Origin of the sequence: Yoonia sp. (assembly GCF_042093035.1) — a bacterium.
Lineage (GTDB): Bacteria > Pseudomonadota > Alphaproteobacteria > Rhodobacterales > Rhodobacteraceae > Yoonia.
In genome coordinates, this window is record NZ_JBELFI010000042.1 from 1 (window position 1) to 18,168 (window position 18,168).

General features: G+C 58.4%; 18 protein-coding genes. 6 read left to right on the forward strand and 12 right to left on the reverse strand.

Features of this window, described 5'->3' with window-relative positions; genetic code table 11:
* The 4 genes from ACFDSS_RS07450 to ACFDSS_RS07465 form a co-directional block, all read right to left on the reverse strand.
* Positions 1-762 (reverse strand): trypsin-like serine peptidase (locus tag ACFDSS_RS07450; protein ID WP_375255135.1); only part of this gene is annotated, 762 nt, incomplete at its 3' end.
* A gap of 57 nt (positions 763-819) precedes the next feature.
* Entirely contained in the window at positions 820-2,139 is a 1,320-nt protein-coding gene (gene glcF / locus ACFDSS_RS07455) for a glycolate oxidase subunit GlcF (RefSeq protein ID WP_375255136.1), read from the reverse strand.
* Complete coding sequence (locus tag ACFDSS_RS07460) at positions 2,139-3,248, reverse strand: FAD-binding protein (RefSeq protein ID WP_375255137.1); 1,110 nt, start codon at positions 3,246-3,248, stop codon at positions 2,139-2,141. Before ACFDSS_RS07460 ends, glcF begins: the two co-directional genes overlap by 1 nt.
* Before the next feature lie 64 nt (positions 3,249-3,312).
* Positions 3,313-4,746, reverse strand: coding sequence for an FAD-linked oxidase C-terminal domain-containing protein (locus ACFDSS_RS07465; protein WP_375255138.1), 1,434 nt, complete (start codon positions 4,744-4,746; stop codon positions 3,313-3,315).
* Positions 4,747-4,836: 90 nt separating this feature from the next.
* Between ACFDSS_RS07465 and ACFDSS_RS07470 the strand changes: the two genes are divergently transcribed.
* Complete coding sequence (locus ACFDSS_RS07470; protein ID WP_375255139.1) at positions 4,837-5,535, forward strand: DUF599 domain-containing protein; 699 nt, start codon at positions 4,837-4,839, stop codon at positions 5,533-5,535.
* Entirely contained in the window at positions 5,532-5,870 is a 339-nt protein-coding gene (locus tag ACFDSS_RS07475; RefSeq protein ID WP_375255140.1) for a hypothetical protein, read from the forward strand. Before ACFDSS_RS07470 ends, ACFDSS_RS07475 begins: the two co-directional genes overlap by 4 nt.
* Here ACFDSS_RS07475 and ACFDSS_RS07480 read toward each other — a convergent pair.
* The 5 genes from ACFDSS_RS07480 to ACFDSS_RS07500 all read right to left on the reverse strand — a co-directional run bounded on the left by ACFDSS_RS07480 (position 5,867) and on the right by ACFDSS_RS07500 (position 13,592).
* Positions 5,867-6,784: an endonuclease/exonuclease/phosphatase family protein gene (locus ACFDSS_RS07480; protein WP_375255141.1), complete on the reverse strand. Its 918-nt coding sequence runs from the start codon at positions 6,782-6,784 to the stop codon at positions 5,867-5,869. The genes ACFDSS_RS07475 and ACFDSS_RS07480 overlap by 4 nt on opposite strands.
* Before the next feature lie 16 nt (positions 6,785-6,800).
* A complete protein-coding gene (locus tag ACFDSS_RS07485; protein WP_375255142.1) occupies positions 6,801-8,867 on the reverse strand; it encodes a hypothetical protein in 2,067 nt (688 codons plus the stop codon).
* On the reverse strand, positions 8,867-11,614 hold the full coding sequence (locus ACFDSS_RS07490) for a DUF4159 domain-containing protein (protein WP_375255143.1): 2,748 nt from the start codon (positions 11,612-11,614) through the stop codon (positions 8,867-8,869). Before ACFDSS_RS07490 ends, ACFDSS_RS07485 begins: the two co-directional genes overlap by 1 nt.
* A 101-nt stretch (positions 11,615-11,715) precedes the next feature.
* Entirely contained in the window at positions 11,716-12,588 is an 873-nt protein-coding gene (locus ACFDSS_RS07495; protein ID WP_375255144.1) for a DUF58 domain-containing protein, read from the reverse strand.
* The gene (locus tag ACFDSS_RS07500) at positions 12,585-13,592 is read right to left on the reverse strand and encodes an AAA family ATPase (RefSeq protein ID WP_375255145.1); all 1,008 of its coding nucleotides are present in this window, start codon (positions 13,590-13,592) and stop codon (positions 12,585-12,587) included. Before ACFDSS_RS07500 ends, ACFDSS_RS07495 begins: the two co-directional genes overlap by 4 nt.
* 69 nt (positions 13,593-13,661) lie before the next feature.
* Between ACFDSS_RS07500 and ACFDSS_RS07505 the strand changes: the two genes are divergently transcribed.
* The 4 genes from ACFDSS_RS07505 to ACFDSS_RS07520 all read left to right on the forward strand — a co-directional run bounded on the left by ACFDSS_RS07505 (position 13,662) and on the right by ACFDSS_RS07520 (position 16,169).
* Positions 13,662-14,240, forward strand: coding sequence for a DUF1285 domain-containing protein (locus ACFDSS_RS07505; protein ID WP_375255146.1), 579 nt, complete (start codon positions 13,662-13,664; stop codon positions 14,238-14,240).
* Between the two features lie 42 nt (positions 14,241-14,282).
* The gene (locus ACFDSS_RS07510; protein WP_375255147.1) at positions 14,283-15,035 is read left to right on the forward strand and encodes a hydroxypyruvate isomerase family protein; all 753 of its coding nucleotides are present in this window, start codon (positions 14,283-14,285) and stop codon (positions 15,033-15,035) included.
* Positions 15,036-15,119: 84 nt separating this feature from the next.
* Positions 15,120-15,485 (forward strand): VOC family protein, encoded by a 366-nt coding sequence (locus tag ACFDSS_RS07515; protein ID WP_375255148.1) that lies wholly within the window; start codon positions 15,120-15,122, stop codon positions 15,483-15,485.
* Positions 15,486-16,169, forward strand: a complete 684-nt coding sequence (locus tag ACFDSS_RS07520) for a helix-turn-helix transcriptional regulator (RefSeq protein ID WP_375255149.1) — start codon at positions 15,486-15,488, stop codon at positions 16,167-16,169.
* Between the two features lie 94 nt (positions 16,170-16,263).
* Here the strand turns inward: ACFDSS_RS07520 and ACFDSS_RS07525 are convergent, their stop codons facing one another.
* From ACFDSS_RS07525 to ACFDSS_RS07535, 3 genes are all read right to left on the reverse strand, one after another.
* Positions 16,264-17,178, reverse strand: a complete 915-nt coding sequence (locus ACFDSS_RS07525; RefSeq protein WP_375255150.1) for a YfbK domain-containing protein — start codon at positions 17,176-17,178, stop codon at positions 16,264-16,266.
* On the reverse strand, positions 17,175-17,711 hold the full coding sequence (locus ACFDSS_RS07530) for an RNA polymerase sigma factor (protein ID WP_375255151.1): 537 nt from the start codon (positions 17,709-17,711) through the stop codon (positions 17,175-17,177). Before ACFDSS_RS07530 ends, ACFDSS_RS07525 begins: the two co-directional genes overlap by 4 nt.
* A 32-nt stretch (positions 17,712-17,743) precedes the next feature.
* The coding region (locus ACFDSS_RS07535) for a hypothetical protein (protein ID WP_375255152.1) at positions 17,744-18,168 on the reverse strand (425 nt) is incomplete at its 5' end.

The following is an 18,168-nucleotide window of genomic DNA, read 5'->3' on the forward strand; positions in this document are numbered from 1 at the left end:
CTGACCGCCGACCAATACTCTCTGACCAACGCCCAACCGTTGCGCGCCCAAGGTCGCGTAGTGGCGCATAAGCGCGTTGTAGGGTGCCTCAAGCGAGGCGCCGAGCGTCACTTGTTCACCGCCCATCGTCGCCATGGCAGAGACCACAGAGGCGATCTGCATTTGTCCGCCAGCCTCCGTAAAGACGGGCGACCCGCTTGAGCCAAATTCCACACTGCATGTCATCACCAGCACCTTTCGGTCACGGCCCAGAATATTGCAGCTTTCTTGCAAGCTGGCAGCGTCCGCGCGATTGCGCCCGTAAGACACCACCCGAACCTCGTCACCCGCGGTGGGACGCGGTGCAATCGGGTAGGGTTGGACCCGCGTTGTCCGAATGGGCCGGTCAAGCTCCAGGACAGCAATATCCAGTGCAACCGACGCAGCGTCTTCACCAAAAAGATAGTCCGGATGAGGTACCGTGCGCAGCACACGTCGCGTCGCCTCTGCGCGCCCGTCCCGCAGGCCTGCACGGAACGCGAAACGCGCGGGGGCGATCAACGTCCCATCAAGATCAAAGACACAATGTGCCGCCGTCAAGATCAGCCGATCCTCAATGAGGGCCGCCGTACAAAACCCTTTGTCCTGGATATCAAGCCGCCCGACGCCGCCCCAGCCGAGACTGTCTTGCATCGTTTGCAGGGCGACGAGCGGACTTTCCTGCGCCAATGCACCAAAAGCCAGATTGCAGGCCAGAGCAGCCCCCGCAAACGCTTTTGTCATGTGTCTGAGACCCTTCATCAGATCACGTTGACCGACGTCTTGGGCAGGAATATGGCGCTAGCGCAGAATTGGGATCTGCGGTTCATTTTTGCCCTCAGCGGTCAGGGCAGGCGGTTGTGGGCCACCTGTCGCCCAATCAAGCAATTCGACGGTGTGAACGATAGGCACATCGGTGCCACCTCCGATCTGCATCATGCAGCCGATATTGCCTGCTGAAATGATATCCGGTGACAGCGCTTCAATGGACTGGACTTTGCGCGCTTTCAACTGCTTGGAAATCTCAGGCTGCATCAGGTTGTATGTTCCGGCAGATCCACAGCACAGATGGCTGTCTGCAGGCTCAAGCACCGTAAACCCGGCCTTTTTGAGCAGGTCTTTGGGGAAGGTCTTGATCTGTTGACCATGTTGCAAGGAACAGGCCGCATGATAGGCGACCTTCGTGCCCTTGTCTTCGCCTTCTGGCATCTCCAACCTCATCAGCACCTCGGAGACATCCATCGCGATGGCTGAAACCCGTGCTGCCTCCTTGGCCAGCGCGTCGTTGCGGAACATATGGCCATAGTCCTTGACGGTGGTGCCGCAGCCGGAAGTGTTGATAACAATCGCATCCAGTCCACCGTTGTCGATCTCACGCACCCACGCCTTGATGTTCTTGGCGGCCGTCGCATGGCTTTCTTTTTCCTTGCCCATGTGATGGGTCAGCGCACCGCAGCAACCAGCCCCTTCCGCCACGACGACTTCAGCGCCCAGCCGCGTGAGAAGGCGGATGGTCGCATCGTTGATATCCGTGTTCAGCGCCTTCTGCGCGCAACCGGTCATCAGGGCGACGCGCATCTTCTTGTCTTGCGCAGGGAAAGTCTGCGGGTCGTCATTGCGGCTGACTGGCGGGATGGATTTCGGGGCCATCTCCAGCATGGCGCGCAGGCGGGCATCTGGCATCAACCGGGCAAACGGGCGGCCGATTTTTGCACCCAGCAGTGCCACACGGAACCGCATTGGATAGGGTAGAATACGGGCCAAGATCCACCGTAGCGCCTGATCCGAGAACGGGCGATCATAGTTCTTTTCAATATAGGCGCGCGCATGATCGACAAGGTGCATGTAATGCACACCCGACGGGCAGGTCGTCATACAGGCCAGGCAGGACAGGCAGCGGTCAATATGCTTGACCGTCTTGGCATCCGGTTTGCGCTCATTTTCGAGCATATCCTTGATGAGGTAGATCCGGCCGCGCGGGCTATCCAGCTCATCACCGAGCACTTGATAGGTCGGGCAGGTCGCCGTGCAAAACCCGCAATGCACGCAAGAGCGCAGGATTTCATTTGACCGCTCAATCGCGGGATCAGTTAGCTGTTCTGGGGTGAAGGTGGTTTGCATTAGCTCATGATCCCGGGATTAAGAATGCCACGCGGATCGAATTTGGCGCGCAGGCCAGATGTAATCGCTGCAAGTGCGGTTGCTTCAGGTTGGAAAGTAGGAATGTCCGATGATCCGCGGATCAATGTCGCATGGCCATCGAAGGGGCCGACGGCCGAGCGCAGATCACGCCCTGCATCACTCAGAACCCAGATCAGGCCGCCACCCCAATCATATTGCACCGCTTTCGCGTCCATCTTGGCGACAAGCCCCGCAGCGTCAGATGGCTTGGTGGAGACACGCCAAACATCACCCTCTTGCCCTGCAAAACTGCGGACATCACGCACGGCCGCCCAATCAGCAGCGCCCTGGTCGCCGATCTCGAATGTCGCCTCGCCAAACGGCTTCAGCAATTCTTGCAGCCTGCCCGCGCGGTATTTGACCGAGGCTTCAAACCCTTCCACACGGATCATGGTCAGCGGATCACCGGATGCGGCCTTTGGAAAATGCGCGACGCCTGTCGCCTCGAACGGCGATCCCAAAGCTGATGACATCGCGGCAACTGCTTTTTCGTCGTTGAGCCCATGCAACATGACCGTCCCGACGGTCTCAACATTCGGCAGCACCTTGAGAGAGACTTCCGTCAGTACCCCCAATGTGCCATAAGCGCCGGTCATCAGTTTCACCAGATCATAGCCAGTCACGTTCTTCATCACTCGGCCACCGTTCTTGACGATGTTTCCCGCGCCATCAACAAAGCGCACGCCTAGCATAAAATCACGACAGGCGCCGACGGCAATGCGGCGGGGCCCGGAAACATTGGCGGCCACCATGCCACCCAAAGTCGGTGTACCAGACGTGCCAAGGAGCGCGCGGTGGTCCATCGGCTCAAACGCCAGCCGTTGGTTGTCCGCTGCGAGCGTCTTTTCGACCTCTTCGATCGGTGTGCCAGCACCGGCAACAATCGTCAGCGCTCCGGGTTCATAAAGAGATATTCCCGACATCGCAGAGGTGCTCAAGACCTCCCCCGCCGTTGATCCTATTGGTCGTGTTCCGCCGCCTTGAATGCGCAAAGGTGCATTTGCGCCTGCAATCATCTGTGCAAGCTCTGCTTCAGTTTTCGGGGTCATATCGGGCTTCTTTTGTTCAAAATACCTTGGGGGAGCCCCGGAAGGGGCGGGGGCGAAGCCCCGATCAAGCGGCGCGGCGGGCTTCGGACGAATTCAACGGGAATACTTTCGCGGCATTCAAAAGCCATGACGGATCAAAAATATCCTTGACTGCCATTTGCGCTTCAAGATCGGCAGGATCGTATTGGACGTTCATCAGATCGCGCTTTTCGATGCCGACGCCATGTTCGCCGGTCAGACAGCCACCTACCTCAACACAAAGTTTCAGGATTTCAGCGCCAAATTCTTCGCAAAGCTCCAGGTCGCCGGGCTTGTTGGCATCAAACAGGATCAGCGGATGCATATTGCCGTCACCTGCATGGAACACATTGCCCACATCAAGGCCGAATTGCTTCGACATCTCGCCAATGCGGCGCAACACCAATGGCAGCGACGACACTGGGATCGTTCCGTCGAGACACATATAATCGTTGATCTGCCCCATGGCACCAAAGGCGGATTTCCGACCCAGCCAAATACGTCCCGCCTCTTCGGCGTCCTTCGCTTCGCGCAATTCAACAGGATTATGCGCTGCCGCGATTTCCATGATAAGCTTCAATTGGGCGTCGATTTCGTCTTCTGACCCCTCGACCTCAACAATCAACAAGGCCTCACACATCGGGTAGCCCGCTTTGGCGAATTTTTCGGTTGCCTCAATGCAGGGGCGATCCATGAATTCGATCGCGACCGGCAGAATACCGGCCTTGATGATGTCGGTCACGACCTGACCGGCCACCTCTGAGCTATCGTACCCCATCAAAACAGGGCGCGCGCCCTCAGGCTTGTGGAGAATGCGCAAGGTGGCCTCTGTCACAACGCCGAGCTGCCCTTCCGATCCACAAATCACGCCCAGAATATCCAGGCCCGCCGCATCAAGATGCGCGCCACCGATTTCGACGACTGTTCCGTCCATCAAGACCATTGTGACGCCCATGAGGTTGTTGGTGGTCACACCGTATTTCAGACAATGCGCCCCACCGGAGTTCATTGCAATATTGCCCGCGATGGCACAGGCAAGCTGGCTGGATGGGTCGGGCGCGTAAAAGAAGCCGTTCGTTTCAACAGCGCCGGTTACCGACAGGTTCGTGCGCCCAGTCTGGACGCGGATATAGCGGTCGTCGTAGTTGGTCTCGATCACGTCATTCATCTTGGCGACACCCAAAATGACACAATCCGCGGTTGGCAGGGCGCCGCCCGCTAGTGATGTTCCCGATCCGCGCGGCACGACAGGTACGCCCATCTGGTGGCAGATCCGCAGAACATCCGCGACCTCTTTCGTGTTGGCCGGAAGGACAGCGCAAAGTGGCGGACATTTGTAAGCGGTCAGGGCGTCGCATTCATACGCGCGTGTTTCACGTTCGTCCGAGATCACGGCATCGCGTGGCAATATTTCGGACAGGCGGGCAACGATTTTATCCTTGCGCGACAGAACCTGTGCGTTTGGGGTGGGCATTTCCATAGGACGACTCCCTGATCCGACATTTGGTAAGAATATATTACCAATTTTTCCGTGTGGCAAGTCTCAACTGTAGCGGCTAAACAGTCTCTCATGCAAATACTCGATCACTTGACACTTCTTTCACCGCTCGATTGGGTCGCGGCAAGCGCGATCCTGCTGGCATATCTGCTTATTGGATGGCGCATTGAGTATCCGGGCACTAAACATCCTTCGGTAACGGTTCTGATGTCTCAAAACCGGCGCGACTGGATGAAGGTCTTTGTCACGCGCGAGCCCCGCATTTTCGACAGCCAGATTTTGGCGAGCCTGCGGCAAGGCACATCATTTTTTGCCTCCACCTGTTTGTTGGCGGTCGGCGGTGTTCTGGCACTTGCGGGGAATACCGAACCTCTTCGTGGGGTCGCGGCTGAGGTCACCGAAATGGCGGTGCCGGTTTTGATCTTCCAGTTGAAACTGGCGCTTGTTGCAATTTTTCTGACCAATGCCTTTTTGAAATTTGTCTGGGCCAACCGTGTGTTTGGCTATTGCGCGGTGCTTATGGCAGCCGTGCCCAACGATCCAGCCGATCCAGAGGCTTTCCCCCGTGCGGCACAAGCCGCGGAGCTGAACATCCGTGCTGCGATCAACTTCAACCGAGGCTTGCGCGCGATGTATTTCGCGCTGGCTGCCCTGGCGTGGTTGTTGGGTGCTTTTGCATTGATTGTTGCGACGGTGGTGGTCGTCTGGGTTGTCTGGTCACGCGAATTTGCGTCATTGCCGCGTTCAATTCTGCTAAAAAACCCCACATGAGACTTGTAGCATCTCTTGCCTTGCTCGCGGCCCCTGCTCTTGCGGATGCGCCTGCGATTGAAGGCGTGACTGTCAGCGGTGACCGCATCAGCGTAACCCTGTCCCACCCGGACACAGGCTGGGATCACTATGCTGATGGTTGGGAAGTGCGGGATGTCGACGGCAACAGCCTTGGTTTGCGCACCTTGTTTCACCCGCATGTGACCGAGCAGCCCTTTACACGCGCCTTGTCAGAGGTTGTGATCCCAGATGGCGCCTCGGTGATTTACGTTCGCGCCCGCTGCAATGTGGATGGCTGGGATGATGCGCTTTTTGAGGTGCGCCTGACCGATTAGGGTGATGGGCCGAGCAGATAATCTGCCAGAACCGGATAGTGATCGGTTGGCCATTCGCCTGCAAATTTCCGCCTGATGACATAGGGTCCGGAGGCAAGGCGCGCATTGCCAACGGATGCGATATGATCGATCGCGCCAAACAGGTTGATCCCGCGATTGAAATGGACTGTGGCCCCTTTCACGGGCGCAAACGCAAGACCCGTCGCCTCAAGCATTTCGATTTCGCGAGAGCCCAGACGCGCATTCAAATCGCCGATCACAAAGACAGTCTCACCCGCATCGATCCAGGGTGCGATCCGTTCGGCGACCAGGGCGATAGATTGCAACCGGTTCGTGCGGCTTCGAAAATCGGTGTGGACATTGGCCACTTTGAAGACCGCGCCTGTTTGCAAATCCCGAAACTGCGCCCAAGAGGTGAATGCGGGGAAGGAGCCATTGAAGGTGCGCGAATAAATCACATCAGGGCTCCGCGAGAAGAAAAACCAGCCCTGATCGATCAACGCGAGCCGATCCTTGCGATAAAGTATCGGTTGTGTGGAGGGGAAACTGGCCGGGTCGCCAACCGCAGCAGCCGCGTAGTCCAGGTTGTGGGACAGCAGCCAATCCAGAGCCAGATTTATCTTCCCGTCGCCACCGCGCGCAAAGCTTTCCATTTCCTGAAAACCGATGACATCTGCATTGATATCGTCAAAGGCCAACGCCAGTGGCACCTTGCGCCTTTCCCAATCGCCGCGAGACCACGGTCCTTCGTCCCTTTCAAGAATGATATAATGCACATTGTAAGTGGCGAACCGCAGGGTCTCCGGCGACGGTTCAGGCACTGGTGGATTGCCTGAATTACGCACTGTTTGACACCCTACGAGCGTCAGCAAGGCCAACACGAACACGCCCAATAGCTTGAGCGCGGTTATCACAGCAGGCAACCGTCTATCATCGGCGCCCTTCGCGGAGCCACGCACCGACCATCAAGAGAGCGGACAACAAAAGAAAAGCCCAAGCCGGTAAAAGCGGCGTGATCCTGACATCGGCAGTCTGGAACGCGCCACGCGGCGTAATCCCGATCCAGCCGCGCCCGGCGGCGGGTCGGCCTTCGCGAACACTGCGGATATCAATGGCACCTTCCGATATTGCCATTGCGCCGCCACGCGTGCCGTCGATGATCGGCGCGAGGGTCTGTGCCGTTGCAATCGTTTGTTCGAATTCGCGGGGGGCGGCTGGCCCCAATGCGATAACGGCGGTCTCTTCGCCGTCGCTCAACCGATAAAGGCCGATTTCAGGGCCTGTCCAGAGTGTTTCAAACCGACCGGGAGAGACCTCTTGCAGCGTGACCACTGTTTCGGTGCCGTCGGGTTGGGTGATTGTGACGTCGCCTGTTTCCAGATCGAGCGTGCGCCGGATGATCCGCATGGTTTGGCCCGTGGGCTCCACCCAGAGGGCTTCTTCCTCAAGCTCCGGTTCTTTCATCATCCAATGGGCCAGCCGACGCAGAAGTTCCAGTTGCGGCCCGCCGCCCTCGTAGCCACGATCCCAAAGCCAGGAATGATCCGACGCAATAAGCGCAACGCGCCCCTCGCCGATACGGTTCAGCATTAACAAGGGCCGGTCATCGAGGCCGGACATCACCGTCGTCGCGCCCTCTGGCACGGTCACATCGACCAGCCGGAACCAGCGACCCCATCCGGGGCCTTCCCCGTCGGGATTGGGTGACAAGAGATCGAGCCCTTCTGTCACCGGATGCCGCGCGCCGATCTCAGTGATCTGCGGGACAAATCCTTCCTCAAAGACCCGCGCGGTCGGCGCACCGGGCAAGATTTCCCCCAAAGGCGAGCGGTAAATGCTGTCAGCAGAACCGTATTCCGGGCCGGATGACACCAACACTGCGCCACCGCGTTCCACGTAGGAACGTATATTTTCCAGATAGGCGCTCGGCAGAATGCCCCGCCTGCGATAGCGGTCGAATATAATCAGGTCAAAGTCGTTGATTTTCTCAAGAAATAGCTCGCGCGTCGGGAAGGCAATGAGAGACAATTCGTTGACCGGCACGCCATCCTGCTTTTCAGGTGGGCGCAGAATTGTGAAATGAACCAAATCGACCGCCGCATCGGACTTGAGCAAATTCCGCCATGTGCGTTCGCCTGGGTGCGGCTCACCTGAAACCAGTAGCACGCGCAGCCGGTCGCGCACGCCGTTGATCTGGACAACGGCCGCATTGTTGCGGTCAGTCAGTTCGCCATCGGCAGCGGGGATTGTGAATTGCAGCACATTCATGCCGCCATGCGGAAGTTGCAGCGGCAGGTTGATATCTTCGCCGATCGGAACCTGAACGACCAATGGCGGCTCACCGTCGATTGCAATGGACAATGGTACATTTGTCTGGTCCGGGGCAGCGCCTTGATCTTCGACGCGCAGCGTCAGTGTGACTTCTTCACCAAGGATCGCGAATGCCGGGGCGTTTGAAACCACAAGGCGGCGATCCCAATCGTCAGGTTCGCCCGTCAGCAATGCGTGCAGCGGGGCAGGCAGGTTTGGTGTGCGCTCAATATCGTGCAGGCGCCCATCGGTGAGCAATATGATCCCGGCAACACGCGCACGCGGTTCATCTGCGAGCGCTTGTGAGACAGCGGTCATCAGTGCCGTTCCGGTGTCGCCTTCGCCGTCGCCAAGGGTGATCTGGCGCAATTCAGTGTTCGGCAACCGCGCCAGCTCTGCTTTGATATTCGCAAGTGCTTTGGCGTTCTGTTCTGGGCGCTTGCCGATCATTTGGCTGGCACTTTCATCAACCACGACAAGGACGATGTCGCTGAGCGGTTCGCGGTCTTCTTGCTGAAGTGCGGGATTTGCCAATGCCGCCAACAACGCCATTGCCGCAAGGCCGCGCAGCCACCAACCCGGCAGACGCCTCCAGATAGCGAGACCGACCCCCAAGGTCGCCATTGCAGCCACAAGATAGAGCAACAGCAGCGGGATGAGAGGATCAAGAATAACCGTGCCTGTCATCACTGCCCCAACCGGTCCAACAGATCAGGCACATGGACCTGATCGGATTTATAATTGCCCGTCAGCACATGCATAATCACATTCACACCGAAACGGAGCGCCAATTCGCGTTGCCGCTCACCTGACATGCCGCGTCCGACCGGGAACATGCGCCGTCCGCGTTCATCGACCGCCCAAGCGCTGGCCCAGTCGTTGCCGCCGATAATCACCGGCGTTACCCCATCGTTGAGGTTTCGAAACGGCATCCCTTCTGCAACCGGCGCGTCGATCGTGGCGGCCTCCACCCAGACATCACGGCTGGCGTAGCGGCCAGGGAAGTCTTGCAGCAGGTAGAACGTCCGTGTCAGCACATGATCCGGCGGCAACGGGGCAAGTGCCGGAATATCGAGCGCGCGCGCGATGGCTTGCAGGCGCCGCCCCTCCGGAGAGCCGGACCCGAAGCGCGCCGTATTCGCGTCACGGGTATCAAACATAATCATCCCGCCACTGCGCAGATAGCGGTTCAGCTTTGCATAGGCCGCACGGCTTGGCAGGGGTTGATTGGCGGTAATGGGCCAGTACAGGAACGGAAAAAACGCCAGTTCATCAGTTTCGATGTTCACACCGACAGGTGCCGCCGGCTCTATCGAGGTGCGCCGGAAGAGTGTCTCCGACAGTCCCGTCAGCCCGGCCAGAGCGATTTCATCGGTGCGCCGGTCGCCGGTCAAAACATGTGCCAGCACAACTTCGCTAGTGGCGCGAAGGGCGAAATCGTCAGGCGATTGTGCCTGTGCTTCGGGCGCCCAAAGCAGCGCCGCTGCCAACGCCGCCGCCACATCAGCACGCGGGCCGCGTAGCCTGCCGCCAATCGCAAGAGACGCGAACACATCGATCATCATCAAGATCAGGGTGGCGCTTAAAAACCATCCCTTCAATGCGGATTCGCGGACTGGCGCCATGCCCTCCAGCCCGACACTGCCGGGCCAACTGGCCACGGAAAGCGTGGTCTCCTGCGCGATGACGTTGACGGCGACTTGCTGATCCCCGCCGGCATAGAGACCCGGAAGCAGGTCAGGACCGATCTTGGCGGTCGCCAGCACTTCTCCGGCCACTCCGGGTAATGTGTTGCCGTCTTGCAGGCGCCCGAACCCGTCAAGGACGCGATTGGGCCGCCATGTCGTGCCTGCCAACGCGCTTTCGTCAAGGGCCGCAGGGCGCGTCGAGACCGCCAGTCGTTCGAGCATCTGCACAAACAGACCGGACAGAGGCAGGTTGGACCACTCGGCATTGGCAGTCACATGAAACAGGACTATTTGGCCTTCGCCGCTGATCCTTCGTGTGACCAAGGGCGTGCCATCCGACAGCTGCGCGATCACACGGTCCGCCAAAGTCGGGTCAGGCTGGGCCATGACCTGACTGGTGACATCCACATCATCGGGAACGGCAAGGCCAAAAAACGGGCTGTCTTGACTGAATGGCGCGAGGGTTTTTGGCTCACCCCAACTCATTGCGCCCCCAATTGTGCGCCCACCGGAGCGCAACCTGACGGGCAAAAGCGGGTCATTCACGCTGCGCCCTTGATCGGAGGCCGCAAGACGGGGGCCTGCAAAACGCAAGAGCATACCGCCATTCTCTACCCAAGCGGCAATTGCATCGGGATCGGCCAGTGTCGCCACATCAGCCAGAACAATCACGTCGGGATTGGCAAGCAGGATGTCATCAAGGGTGCCGTCGATGATGTCGGCTGTCGGGTCAAGCGCTTCGCGCAAGTAGTAGAGCGGTGACAGAAGTTCGAGACCTTCGCGCCCGTCATTGCCTGCGATTAATGCCACTTCGCGGCGTTTTAGCGCGTCATCTGTCAGCGTGATAGCCCCGGCAGAACGGTTGCCGCTGATTTCAAAACGCGTGATCCGGTTGCGCAGTTCAGGTGGCAGGACCATCGCCGTTTCCGCATCCGCATTGCCGGCCTCAAAGCGCAACGGTACCGCGGCCAGAACACGCTCAATACCCGCAGGATCAAGGCCGGTTGCGTTGACGGTTGCCTCTATCGCGTTGCCGATGGGGGTCCGGGTTGCAGACACCAGAACCTCACCGTTCTCAAACCGCGCAGGACGCATACCGAATACCTGGCGCGGGGTCTGAAACACCGTGACACGGCCACGATCAGAAAGGATATTTAGCAGTTCAGAGCGGCCGTTCCAGTCCAGCCCGTCGGAAATCCAGTAGGTCTCAAACGCGGCATTCCTGTCTTCAAACCAAGCGGTAACGTTTTGCGGTTGCCAAGGGTTCGGTTGCAGATTTGGCAGACGGTTTTGCCAGTCATTGGGTGCTGCAAAGGGTAATCCATCTTGCGGCAGATCGGTCAATGTCAAAACAGCCGTCCTGCGGTCCGCTAGTGTGGCCTCGGTCAGCAGACTGTCCACCCGATCCATACGCGTCTGCCAGTTGGCGGCCCCCGCCCATGAACCGTCCAGCAAGATCACCAGATCGCCGTCGCCGTCGCGGGCGTTTTGCGGGTTGAGGACTGGCCCCGCAAAGCCCACGATTGCTGCTGCGACAGCCAATGTGCGCAAGAGCAACAGCCACCAAGGGGTGCGATCGGTTTGGCTTTCATCATCGGTCAGCCCCAACAGCAGCGCGACCCCCGGAAAGCGCCGTCTGATCGGCGCGGGCGGGACAGCGCGCAGCAAAATCCACAAGATCGGCAGGGCGATCAGGCCAAGCAGCAACCACGGGGCGCTGAAACCTATGGGGCCAAGCGCGAACATCTACGGTTTGCACCGGGGCGCTGCCGCCGCCATCGCCGCTTGAACCGATGGCGCATCAATGACGGCCCCCGGAGTTTCTTGGGCAAGATGATAGGGGGCGATCATTTGCGATGCTCCAATGCGCCATAAAGCCAGAACAACGCGGTGGTTGCGGTTTCGTCTGTTCGGTGGCTTTGGAATTGCCAGCCTGTCGTTTGCGCAAGGTGTTGCAGGCGGTCTTTGCGCTCGGCCAATCGCGCGAGATAGCGGGTTTTCAGCTCGCTTGCTTTGAGCGTTTCGTGGCGCAGCCCGCCCGACATGCTTTCAAACACGGTTCGTCCGTCAAAGGGGAAGGCTTCTTCTTGGGGGTCCAGCACTTGCAACAGCGCACCACGTACACCGCGATCGGCGGCACGCAGGAGCGCGTCCTCGACGGCCTGCATGTCCCCCAGAAAATCGCTGATGAAGAGCGCGCGGGAATGCGGCAGCATTCCTTGTGCTTCCGGGCTGCCATAGTCGGTTTCATCGTCTAGGGACAAAAGCTGTGCCATTTGCATCAGCTGCGCTTCACCCCGTCTGGGCGGCAGGCGCAACCCGGTCAGGCCGACGCGTTCGCCGCCTCGGATCAACAGAATTGCTGCGGCCAATCCCAAAATACGCGCCCGTTGCGCCTTCTGCGGAAGGTTCGCGTCAGACGAAAACGACATGGAGGCCGCCTGATCGATCCAGAGGATGACGGATTGCGCGATCTGCCATTCCTTGTCCTGCACAAAATTGCTATCGGATCGGGCCGAGCGCCGCCAATCAATGCTGCGCGCCTCATCATGCGGCTGCGCCGGGCGGTATTGCCAGAAAGTGTCGCCTGTACCCGCACGTCGGCGCCCGTGATCGCCCAACAGCACCGTCGTCGCCAAATGCTCCGCCTCCGCCAAGAGCGGTGGAAGCGGGCTGGCCAGCGCTTCGGCATCGGAACGTAGGGCAAGTGGTTCGGTCATGCGGCGGCGGCGACTGCGGTGATTTGATCCGCGACCGAATTAATTACGTGATGAATGCTTTCGCCACGCGCCTTTGCAGCAAATGACAATGCCATCCGGTGTTCAAGCACAGGCACGGCCATCGCGCGCACATCTTCTGCGGAAGGTGCGAGCCGCCCTTCCAGCAGCGCCTGCGCGCGCACGGTCAACATCAGGGCCTGCGCTGCGCGTGGTCCTGGCCCCCAGCTGACGTTGTGCCGAATGATATCGGGGGCGTTTTCGTTGTCGGGGCGACAGGCGCGCACCAGATCAAGGATCATTTCGACGATGTTGTCACCGACCGGCATCCGCCGCAGAAGGTTTTGTGCCGCCAGCAATTCTTGCGCGGTGAAAACCTGTTCGGATACTGCATCGGTTGCGCCGGTCGTTGCGATCAGGATGTCCTTTTCAGTGTCCCGATCAGGATAGGGTACATCGATCTGAACGAGAAAACGGTCCAACTGCGCCTCTGGCAATGGATAGGTGCCTTCCTGTTCAATCGGGTTTTGCGTTGCCAGCACATGGAAGGGGACGCCCAAGGCACGGTGCGCGCCAGCGATAGTCACTTCTTTTTCCTGCATCGCCTGCAAAAGGGCGGATTGGGTCCGGGGGGAAGCGCGGTTGATCTCATCTGCCATCAGAAGCTGACAGAAAACCGGCCCTTCAATGAAGCGGAAGTTGCGTTGGCCATTGTCCGTGGTCTCCAGGACCTCGGAACCCAGTATATCGGCGGGCATCAAATCTGGCGTGAACTGGATGCGGTTGCCGTCAAGCCCCATCACGGTCGACAAAGTATCGACGAGCCGCGTTTTGCCAAGGCCCGGTAGGCCGATCAGCACAGCATGGCCGCCGCAGATCAGCGCCGTCAGCGTCAGGTCCACGACACGCGGTTGGCCAATGAAACGGGCCGCGATACTGACCCGCGCGTCGGCCAGCTTTGCGCCTAGTTTTTCAATTTCGGCGACAAGATCGGTATCAGCGGCCATGACATTCCTCCGGATGAGCTATAGTCTTCATCACAACAGATAATCCCCTCTTACCCAATGGCAAAAGCAATGAGCACACAAAAGATTGAGACCCCCTCGGCAGAAAGCATCGCACAAAGTGCCCGGGCTGCCCAAAAAGGAGGCTTGCCGCCGGTGCATTTGTGGAACCCGCCGCATTGTGGCGACATTGACATGCGGATCGCGCGGGACGGAACATGGTATTACATGGGCACGCCGATTGGTCGGCCAGAGTTGGTGAAGCTGTTTTCGACGATTTTGCGCCGTGATGGGGACGATTATGTCTTGGTCACGCCTGTTGAAAAGGTCGGCATCACCGTGGATGATGCGCCATTTGTCGCCGTTGATTTCAATCGCCGTGGCGAAGGGTTGGAATTTGAGACAAATGTCGGCGACCGGATGGTGGCCGGTCCCGACCACCCCATGCGCGTCGTGCGTGATGCGCTAACCGGTGAGCCTTCGCCCTATGTCCTTGTGCGCAGTAATCTCGAAGCACTTATCGACCGCAAATCGTTCTATCGTATGGTTGAAATCGGTGAACATGCCGATCAAGACGGTACAAGTTGGTTCGGGGTGCGCTCGGGCGGGGTGTTCTTTCCGATTATTCCCTCTGCTGATCTGGACGAATAGAAATTCCGCCGCGCCTCCTGCCCAACCTATGAAAGGCCCCCCATGCCAAAGTTTTGCGCCAATCTGACATGGCTTTTTACGGAACTGCCGTTCCTTGAGCGCTTTGAGGCGGCGAAAGAAGCTGGTTTTGACGCTGTTGAGGTGCTCTTTCCTTATGATGTGAATGCGCAGGATATTGTGAGTGAGCTGGCAAAGCATGACCTGCACATGGTGCTGCTGAATTGTCCGCCGCCAAATTACACGGGCGGGCCGCAGGGCTTTGCCGCAATAGCCGGACTGCAAGATCGCTTTCGCAAGGATTTCAAACGTGCTTTGCGCTATGCGCAAACGCTTGGCGCACAGCATTTGCATATTATGTCGGGTGTTGCGGAAGGCGATGAGGCCAAGACGGTCTTTATGGACAACCTACGCTGGGCAGCCGCAGAAGCCCCCGATCAAAGCCTGACGATCGAGCCGATCAACAATGACACCATGCCCGGCTATTTTCTGAATGACTTCAAACTGGGCCGTGAAATTGTCATCGCGGTTGATGCGCCAAACCTACGTCTGCAGTTTGATGCTTTCCATGCGGCGAAGATTACTGGTGATGTGCAGGGCACATGGGATGCAATGCGCGACATCACTGCCCATGTTCAAGTTGCCCAAATGCCGGACCGTTCTGAACCCGATCAGGGCGAAATCGACTATCCGGCCTTTTTTGCCCAACTAGATGGGGAAGGTTACGACGGCTGGGTTGCGGGCGAATACAAACCCCGTGCTGAAACCGCGGACGGGGTCGGGTGGATCAAAACCTGACCCTCCTGAAAACATGCTGACATAACGCTGTCAGTATGGGTATGTTTAAACGGTCTCATCATTGTTCAACAAAGGAGATGAGACATGAGTGAACGTGCAATTATGGTTTGGGGCGAAATTCCGGTGACAGACATGGACAAGTCGGTGGCGTTCTATAACGCGGTTTTCGGCTACGCGATGCAGATCGACAATTCAGGGCCAAACCCGATGGCGGTCTTGGGTGGGGCGATGAATACAGCTGGCGCGCATCTCTATCCCGGCAAGCCAAGCGGAGAAAGCGGCAACACAATCCATATTGGCCTGGAGGATAGTCTGGAGGCTGGGATGGATCGTTGCTGGAAAGCCGGTGGTCAGGTGCTGAGCCCGCCAATTCAAATTCCCGCAGGGCGCTTTGCCTACGCAAAAGATCTCGACGGGAATTCCATCGGCCTGTTTGAGGCCGTTGCGTAAATGCGCCGCGCCGACCGCCTCTTTCAAATATTGCAATATTTGCGGGGCGGTCGGCTGACGACGGCGGCACAGCTTGCCGAAAAGCTCGAGGTGACGCCACGCACGATTTACCGTGACGTGGCGCATCTGATTGGTTCTGGCGTCCCGATTGAGGGCGAGGCGGGCGTGGGTTACTTGATGCGTGATGGCTATGACCTGCCACCGCTTATGTTCACCCAAGAAGAGATCGTGGCGCTCGTATCGGGTGCGCGCATCCTGCAATCGTGGGGCGGCACAAGAATGGCTGCTGCGGCGCAGGAAGCCCTGGTCAAGATTGATGCCGTTTTACCCCAAGAGGCGCGACCACAGGTGGGTCAAGTCAATGTCCACGTCATGGATGGGATCGCACAGCACGGTCATTGGCGCGATTATCTGGATCGGTTTGAAGCCGCTTCGGAGGCAAAGATCAGGTTGCGGATGGGCTATGCAGATGAAGTGGGCCAGCAAACCAATCGGGTTGTGCGCCCTTTGGGCGTTTGGTTTTGGGGAAAGGTCTGGACTGCGGTGGGCTGGTGTGAGTTGCGCGATGGGTTTCGGATGTTCCGGCTCGACAGGATATCGGCGCTTGAAGAGTTGGACCGGTTTCGCCCCCTCAAAGGGCAAACCTTGAAGGACTTCTATGAATTGGGGGCCTACCGCCGCTAGCGCCACGCACAGATAAGGGTGGCAGTCATCCATTATCCGCCTCGTTCGATGCAGCAATGGGCGAGCAGTTGACTTGGGCAACGCATCGCAGAAGCTACGGAGACAAATCTCTTGCACGTTCCATGAGTTCCAACATTTCCAATCGCACAGGGTCATCGCTTGTTCCGCGTCGCGCCAGCGCCAGCGCTTCGTCGAAAGACCACGTGTCGAGCGACGCTTCGCCCTGTAGCAGAAGCGCGAATCCGGTGACTGCTGCTATAAAGACGCTATCCTCATTTGCCTGCTCACCAACGGCGATTGGGGCCTGATAGACGTCAACGGTCCCAATGTCTTGTTGGACCGAACCCAGCAAGCGCCAGGTCTCGTCAATCGCCAATCCAGAGACCCCTGCCCTGGAGGGTGAGAAATTGAGCACAAGGTAGGCGTCGCCGTTCCATGGAGTTGGCAGCGAAGCCGTGTGGATGCTGTCAATGCGCCGCAACAGGCTATCGGCAACGCCTGATAGCAAGGCAGAAACATCCACAGCAGCGGGGGAGGGTAATTGCCCCTGCCGCAACAACTGGCCGATCTTTTGATAAGACAGCGCAGTCTCTGCCAATATAGCGGTCGCCTCCGGCTGTGACGGCACATTTTGGGTTGCTAAAGAGGTCGGCGATGTGGTGCTTCGGCTCAAGACCTGGGGGGCCTCCTGCGGAGCAAGGGCGACGTCTGGCATGACCTCTGCCATCGCGCCTTCAACATTGGCGGTTGTCGGCCCCAACGGAACTGGTGCGGATGACGGGACAAAAAGCACGACGGCCGTTGCCACAACAGCGAGCGACGCTAAGGTCCCTCCAAACCATGCTTTGCTGGGGAACAAACGGACTGCGGGCACCGCGCCGCCTTTGGGCGCATGAAGACGTGCAAAATTTGCGCTGGCAAGCGCGAGGTCTTGCTGACGGCGCTGCACGTCGGGCCGCGGCATTGCATCATCCATTTTGGCTCTGAGATCGCTCAGGTCATCAGTCATTGCTCCTCCTCCTGCGCGCGCAACACGCGTAACGCCTTCTTCGCCTCAGAGATACGCCAACTGATCGTGCCTTCTGAGACGCGCAAAACCTCTGCGGCCTGCGCATGGGTCATGTCGTCAAGAACCAGCGCCAGCGTGTCGCGCAGTTCTGGTGACAGGATCCGCATGGCTTGTGTCAGCCAATCGACCTGTGCTGCTGTCTGCGCATTGTCGGTGCGGCGCCCGGATTCCCAATCGCCCCACCCGGTCGCTGCTTTTGCATAGCTGGCGTTCTTGCGGCGGCGATCCTGGGCGGCGTTGACCGCGACGCGGTAGAGCCATGTGGTGACTTTCGCACGGGCTTGGTAGCTGGACAGTTTCGATGGCAATGCCGCACAGATATCCTGCGTCAGGTCTTCGGCTTCAATCCGCGATCCCGTCAATCGGAAGCAAAACGCAAATAGCCGGTCGTAGTGCCTATCGAGCAGGCTGGCAAAGGCCGCGGCATCACCGCTTGCCGCTGCTTTTGCAAGGTGTTCGTCGCTGACAGTCATACGCATCACGGTGGTTTGACGGATGGCAATCGTCAATCCTTGGCAGGCATGAGGGTTTTTTGCGAAAAAGAGGCAAGAGCCTCGTTGGAAAATTCAGACAGTGACGTGGCAATGACCAGAATGCCACGACCTACCGCCAGGGCGATCGGTTGCTTTGCGCCCATTTTACCCGATGCTGCGCAAAGCGCGAAAGTCTGGTGTTCAACCGACGGCCAAAAACCTGACAAATACAAACTAGGTTTCGCCAGCGGTTTGCGGCACCAGCTTGGCCAGACAGCACAATTCTTGATTGCTGTTTCATTGATCGACGGAGGTCGGTTAAGAGCCCGAAGTGTCCGATGCTGCAGGATGCACGAATGAGCACAAAGCCCTGCAACGCCGACATTGCTCCAAGATAGGTCTGTCCTCAGCCTCTCTGACGTCCGATTGCTTTGAACCACATGGAATAAGGTAAACA

Excerpts from the sequence above, each read along its gene's own strand:
- glcF (WP_375255136.1), bottom strand. The coding sequence starts at position 2,139 with ATGCAAACCACCTTCACCCCAGAACAGCTAACTGATCCCGCGATTGAG.
- ACFDSS_RS07460 (WP_375255137.1), bottom strand. The coding sequence starts at position 3,248 with ATGACCCCGAAAACTGAAGCAGAGCTTGCACAGATGATTGCAGGCGCA.
- ACFDSS_RS07465 (WP_375255138.1), bottom strand. The coding sequence starts at position 4,746 with ATGGAAATGCCCACCCCAAACGCACAGGTTCTGTCGCGCAAGGATAAA.
- ACFDSS_RS07470 (WP_375255139.1), top strand. The coding sequence starts at position 4,837 with ATGCAAATACTCGATCACTTGACACTTCTTTCACCGCTCGATTGGGTC.
- ACFDSS_RS07475 (WP_375255140.1), top strand. The coding sequence starts at position 5,532 with ATGAGACTTGTAGCATCTCTTGCCTTGCTCGCGGCCCCTGCTCTTGCG.
- ACFDSS_RS07485 (WP_375255142.1), bottom strand. The coding sequence starts at position 8,867 with ATGACAGGCACGGTTATTCTTGATCCTCTCATCCCGCTGCTGTTGCTC.
- ACFDSS_RS07490 (WP_375255143.1), bottom strand. The coding sequence starts at position 11,614 with ATGTTCGCGCTTGGCCCCATAGGTTTCAGCGCCCCGTGGTTGCTGCTT.
- ACFDSS_RS07495 (WP_375255144.1), bottom strand. The coding sequence starts at position 12,588 with ATGACCGAACCACTTGCCCTACGTTCCGATGCCGAAGCGCTGGCCAGC.
- ACFDSS_RS07500 (WP_375255145.1), bottom strand. The coding sequence starts at position 13,592 with ATGGCCGCTGATACCGATCTTGTCGCCGAAATTGAAAAACTAGGCGCA.
- ACFDSS_RS07505 (WP_375255146.1), top strand. The coding sequence starts at position 13,662 with ATGAGCACACAAAAGATTGAGACCCCCTCGGCAGAAAGCATCGCACAA.
- ACFDSS_RS07510 (WP_375255147.1), top strand. The coding sequence starts at position 14,283 with ATGCCAAAGTTTTGCGCCAATCTGACATGGCTTTTTACGGAACTGCCG.
- ACFDSS_RS07515 (WP_375255148.1), top strand. The coding sequence starts at position 15,120 with ATGAGTGAACGTGCAATTATGGTTTGGGGCGAAATTCCGGTGACAGAC.
- ACFDSS_RS07520 (WP_375255149.1), top strand. The coding sequence starts at position 15,486 with ATGCGCCGCGCCGACCGCCTCTTTCAAATATTGCAATATTTGCGGGGC.
- ACFDSS_RS07525 (WP_375255150.1), bottom strand. The coding sequence starts at position 17,178 with ATGACTGATGACCTGAGCGATCTCAGAGCCAAAATGGATGATGCAATG.
- ACFDSS_RS07530 (WP_375255151.1), bottom strand. The coding sequence starts at position 17,711 with ATGACTGTCAGCGACGAACACCTTGCAAAAGCAGCGGCAAGCGGTGAT.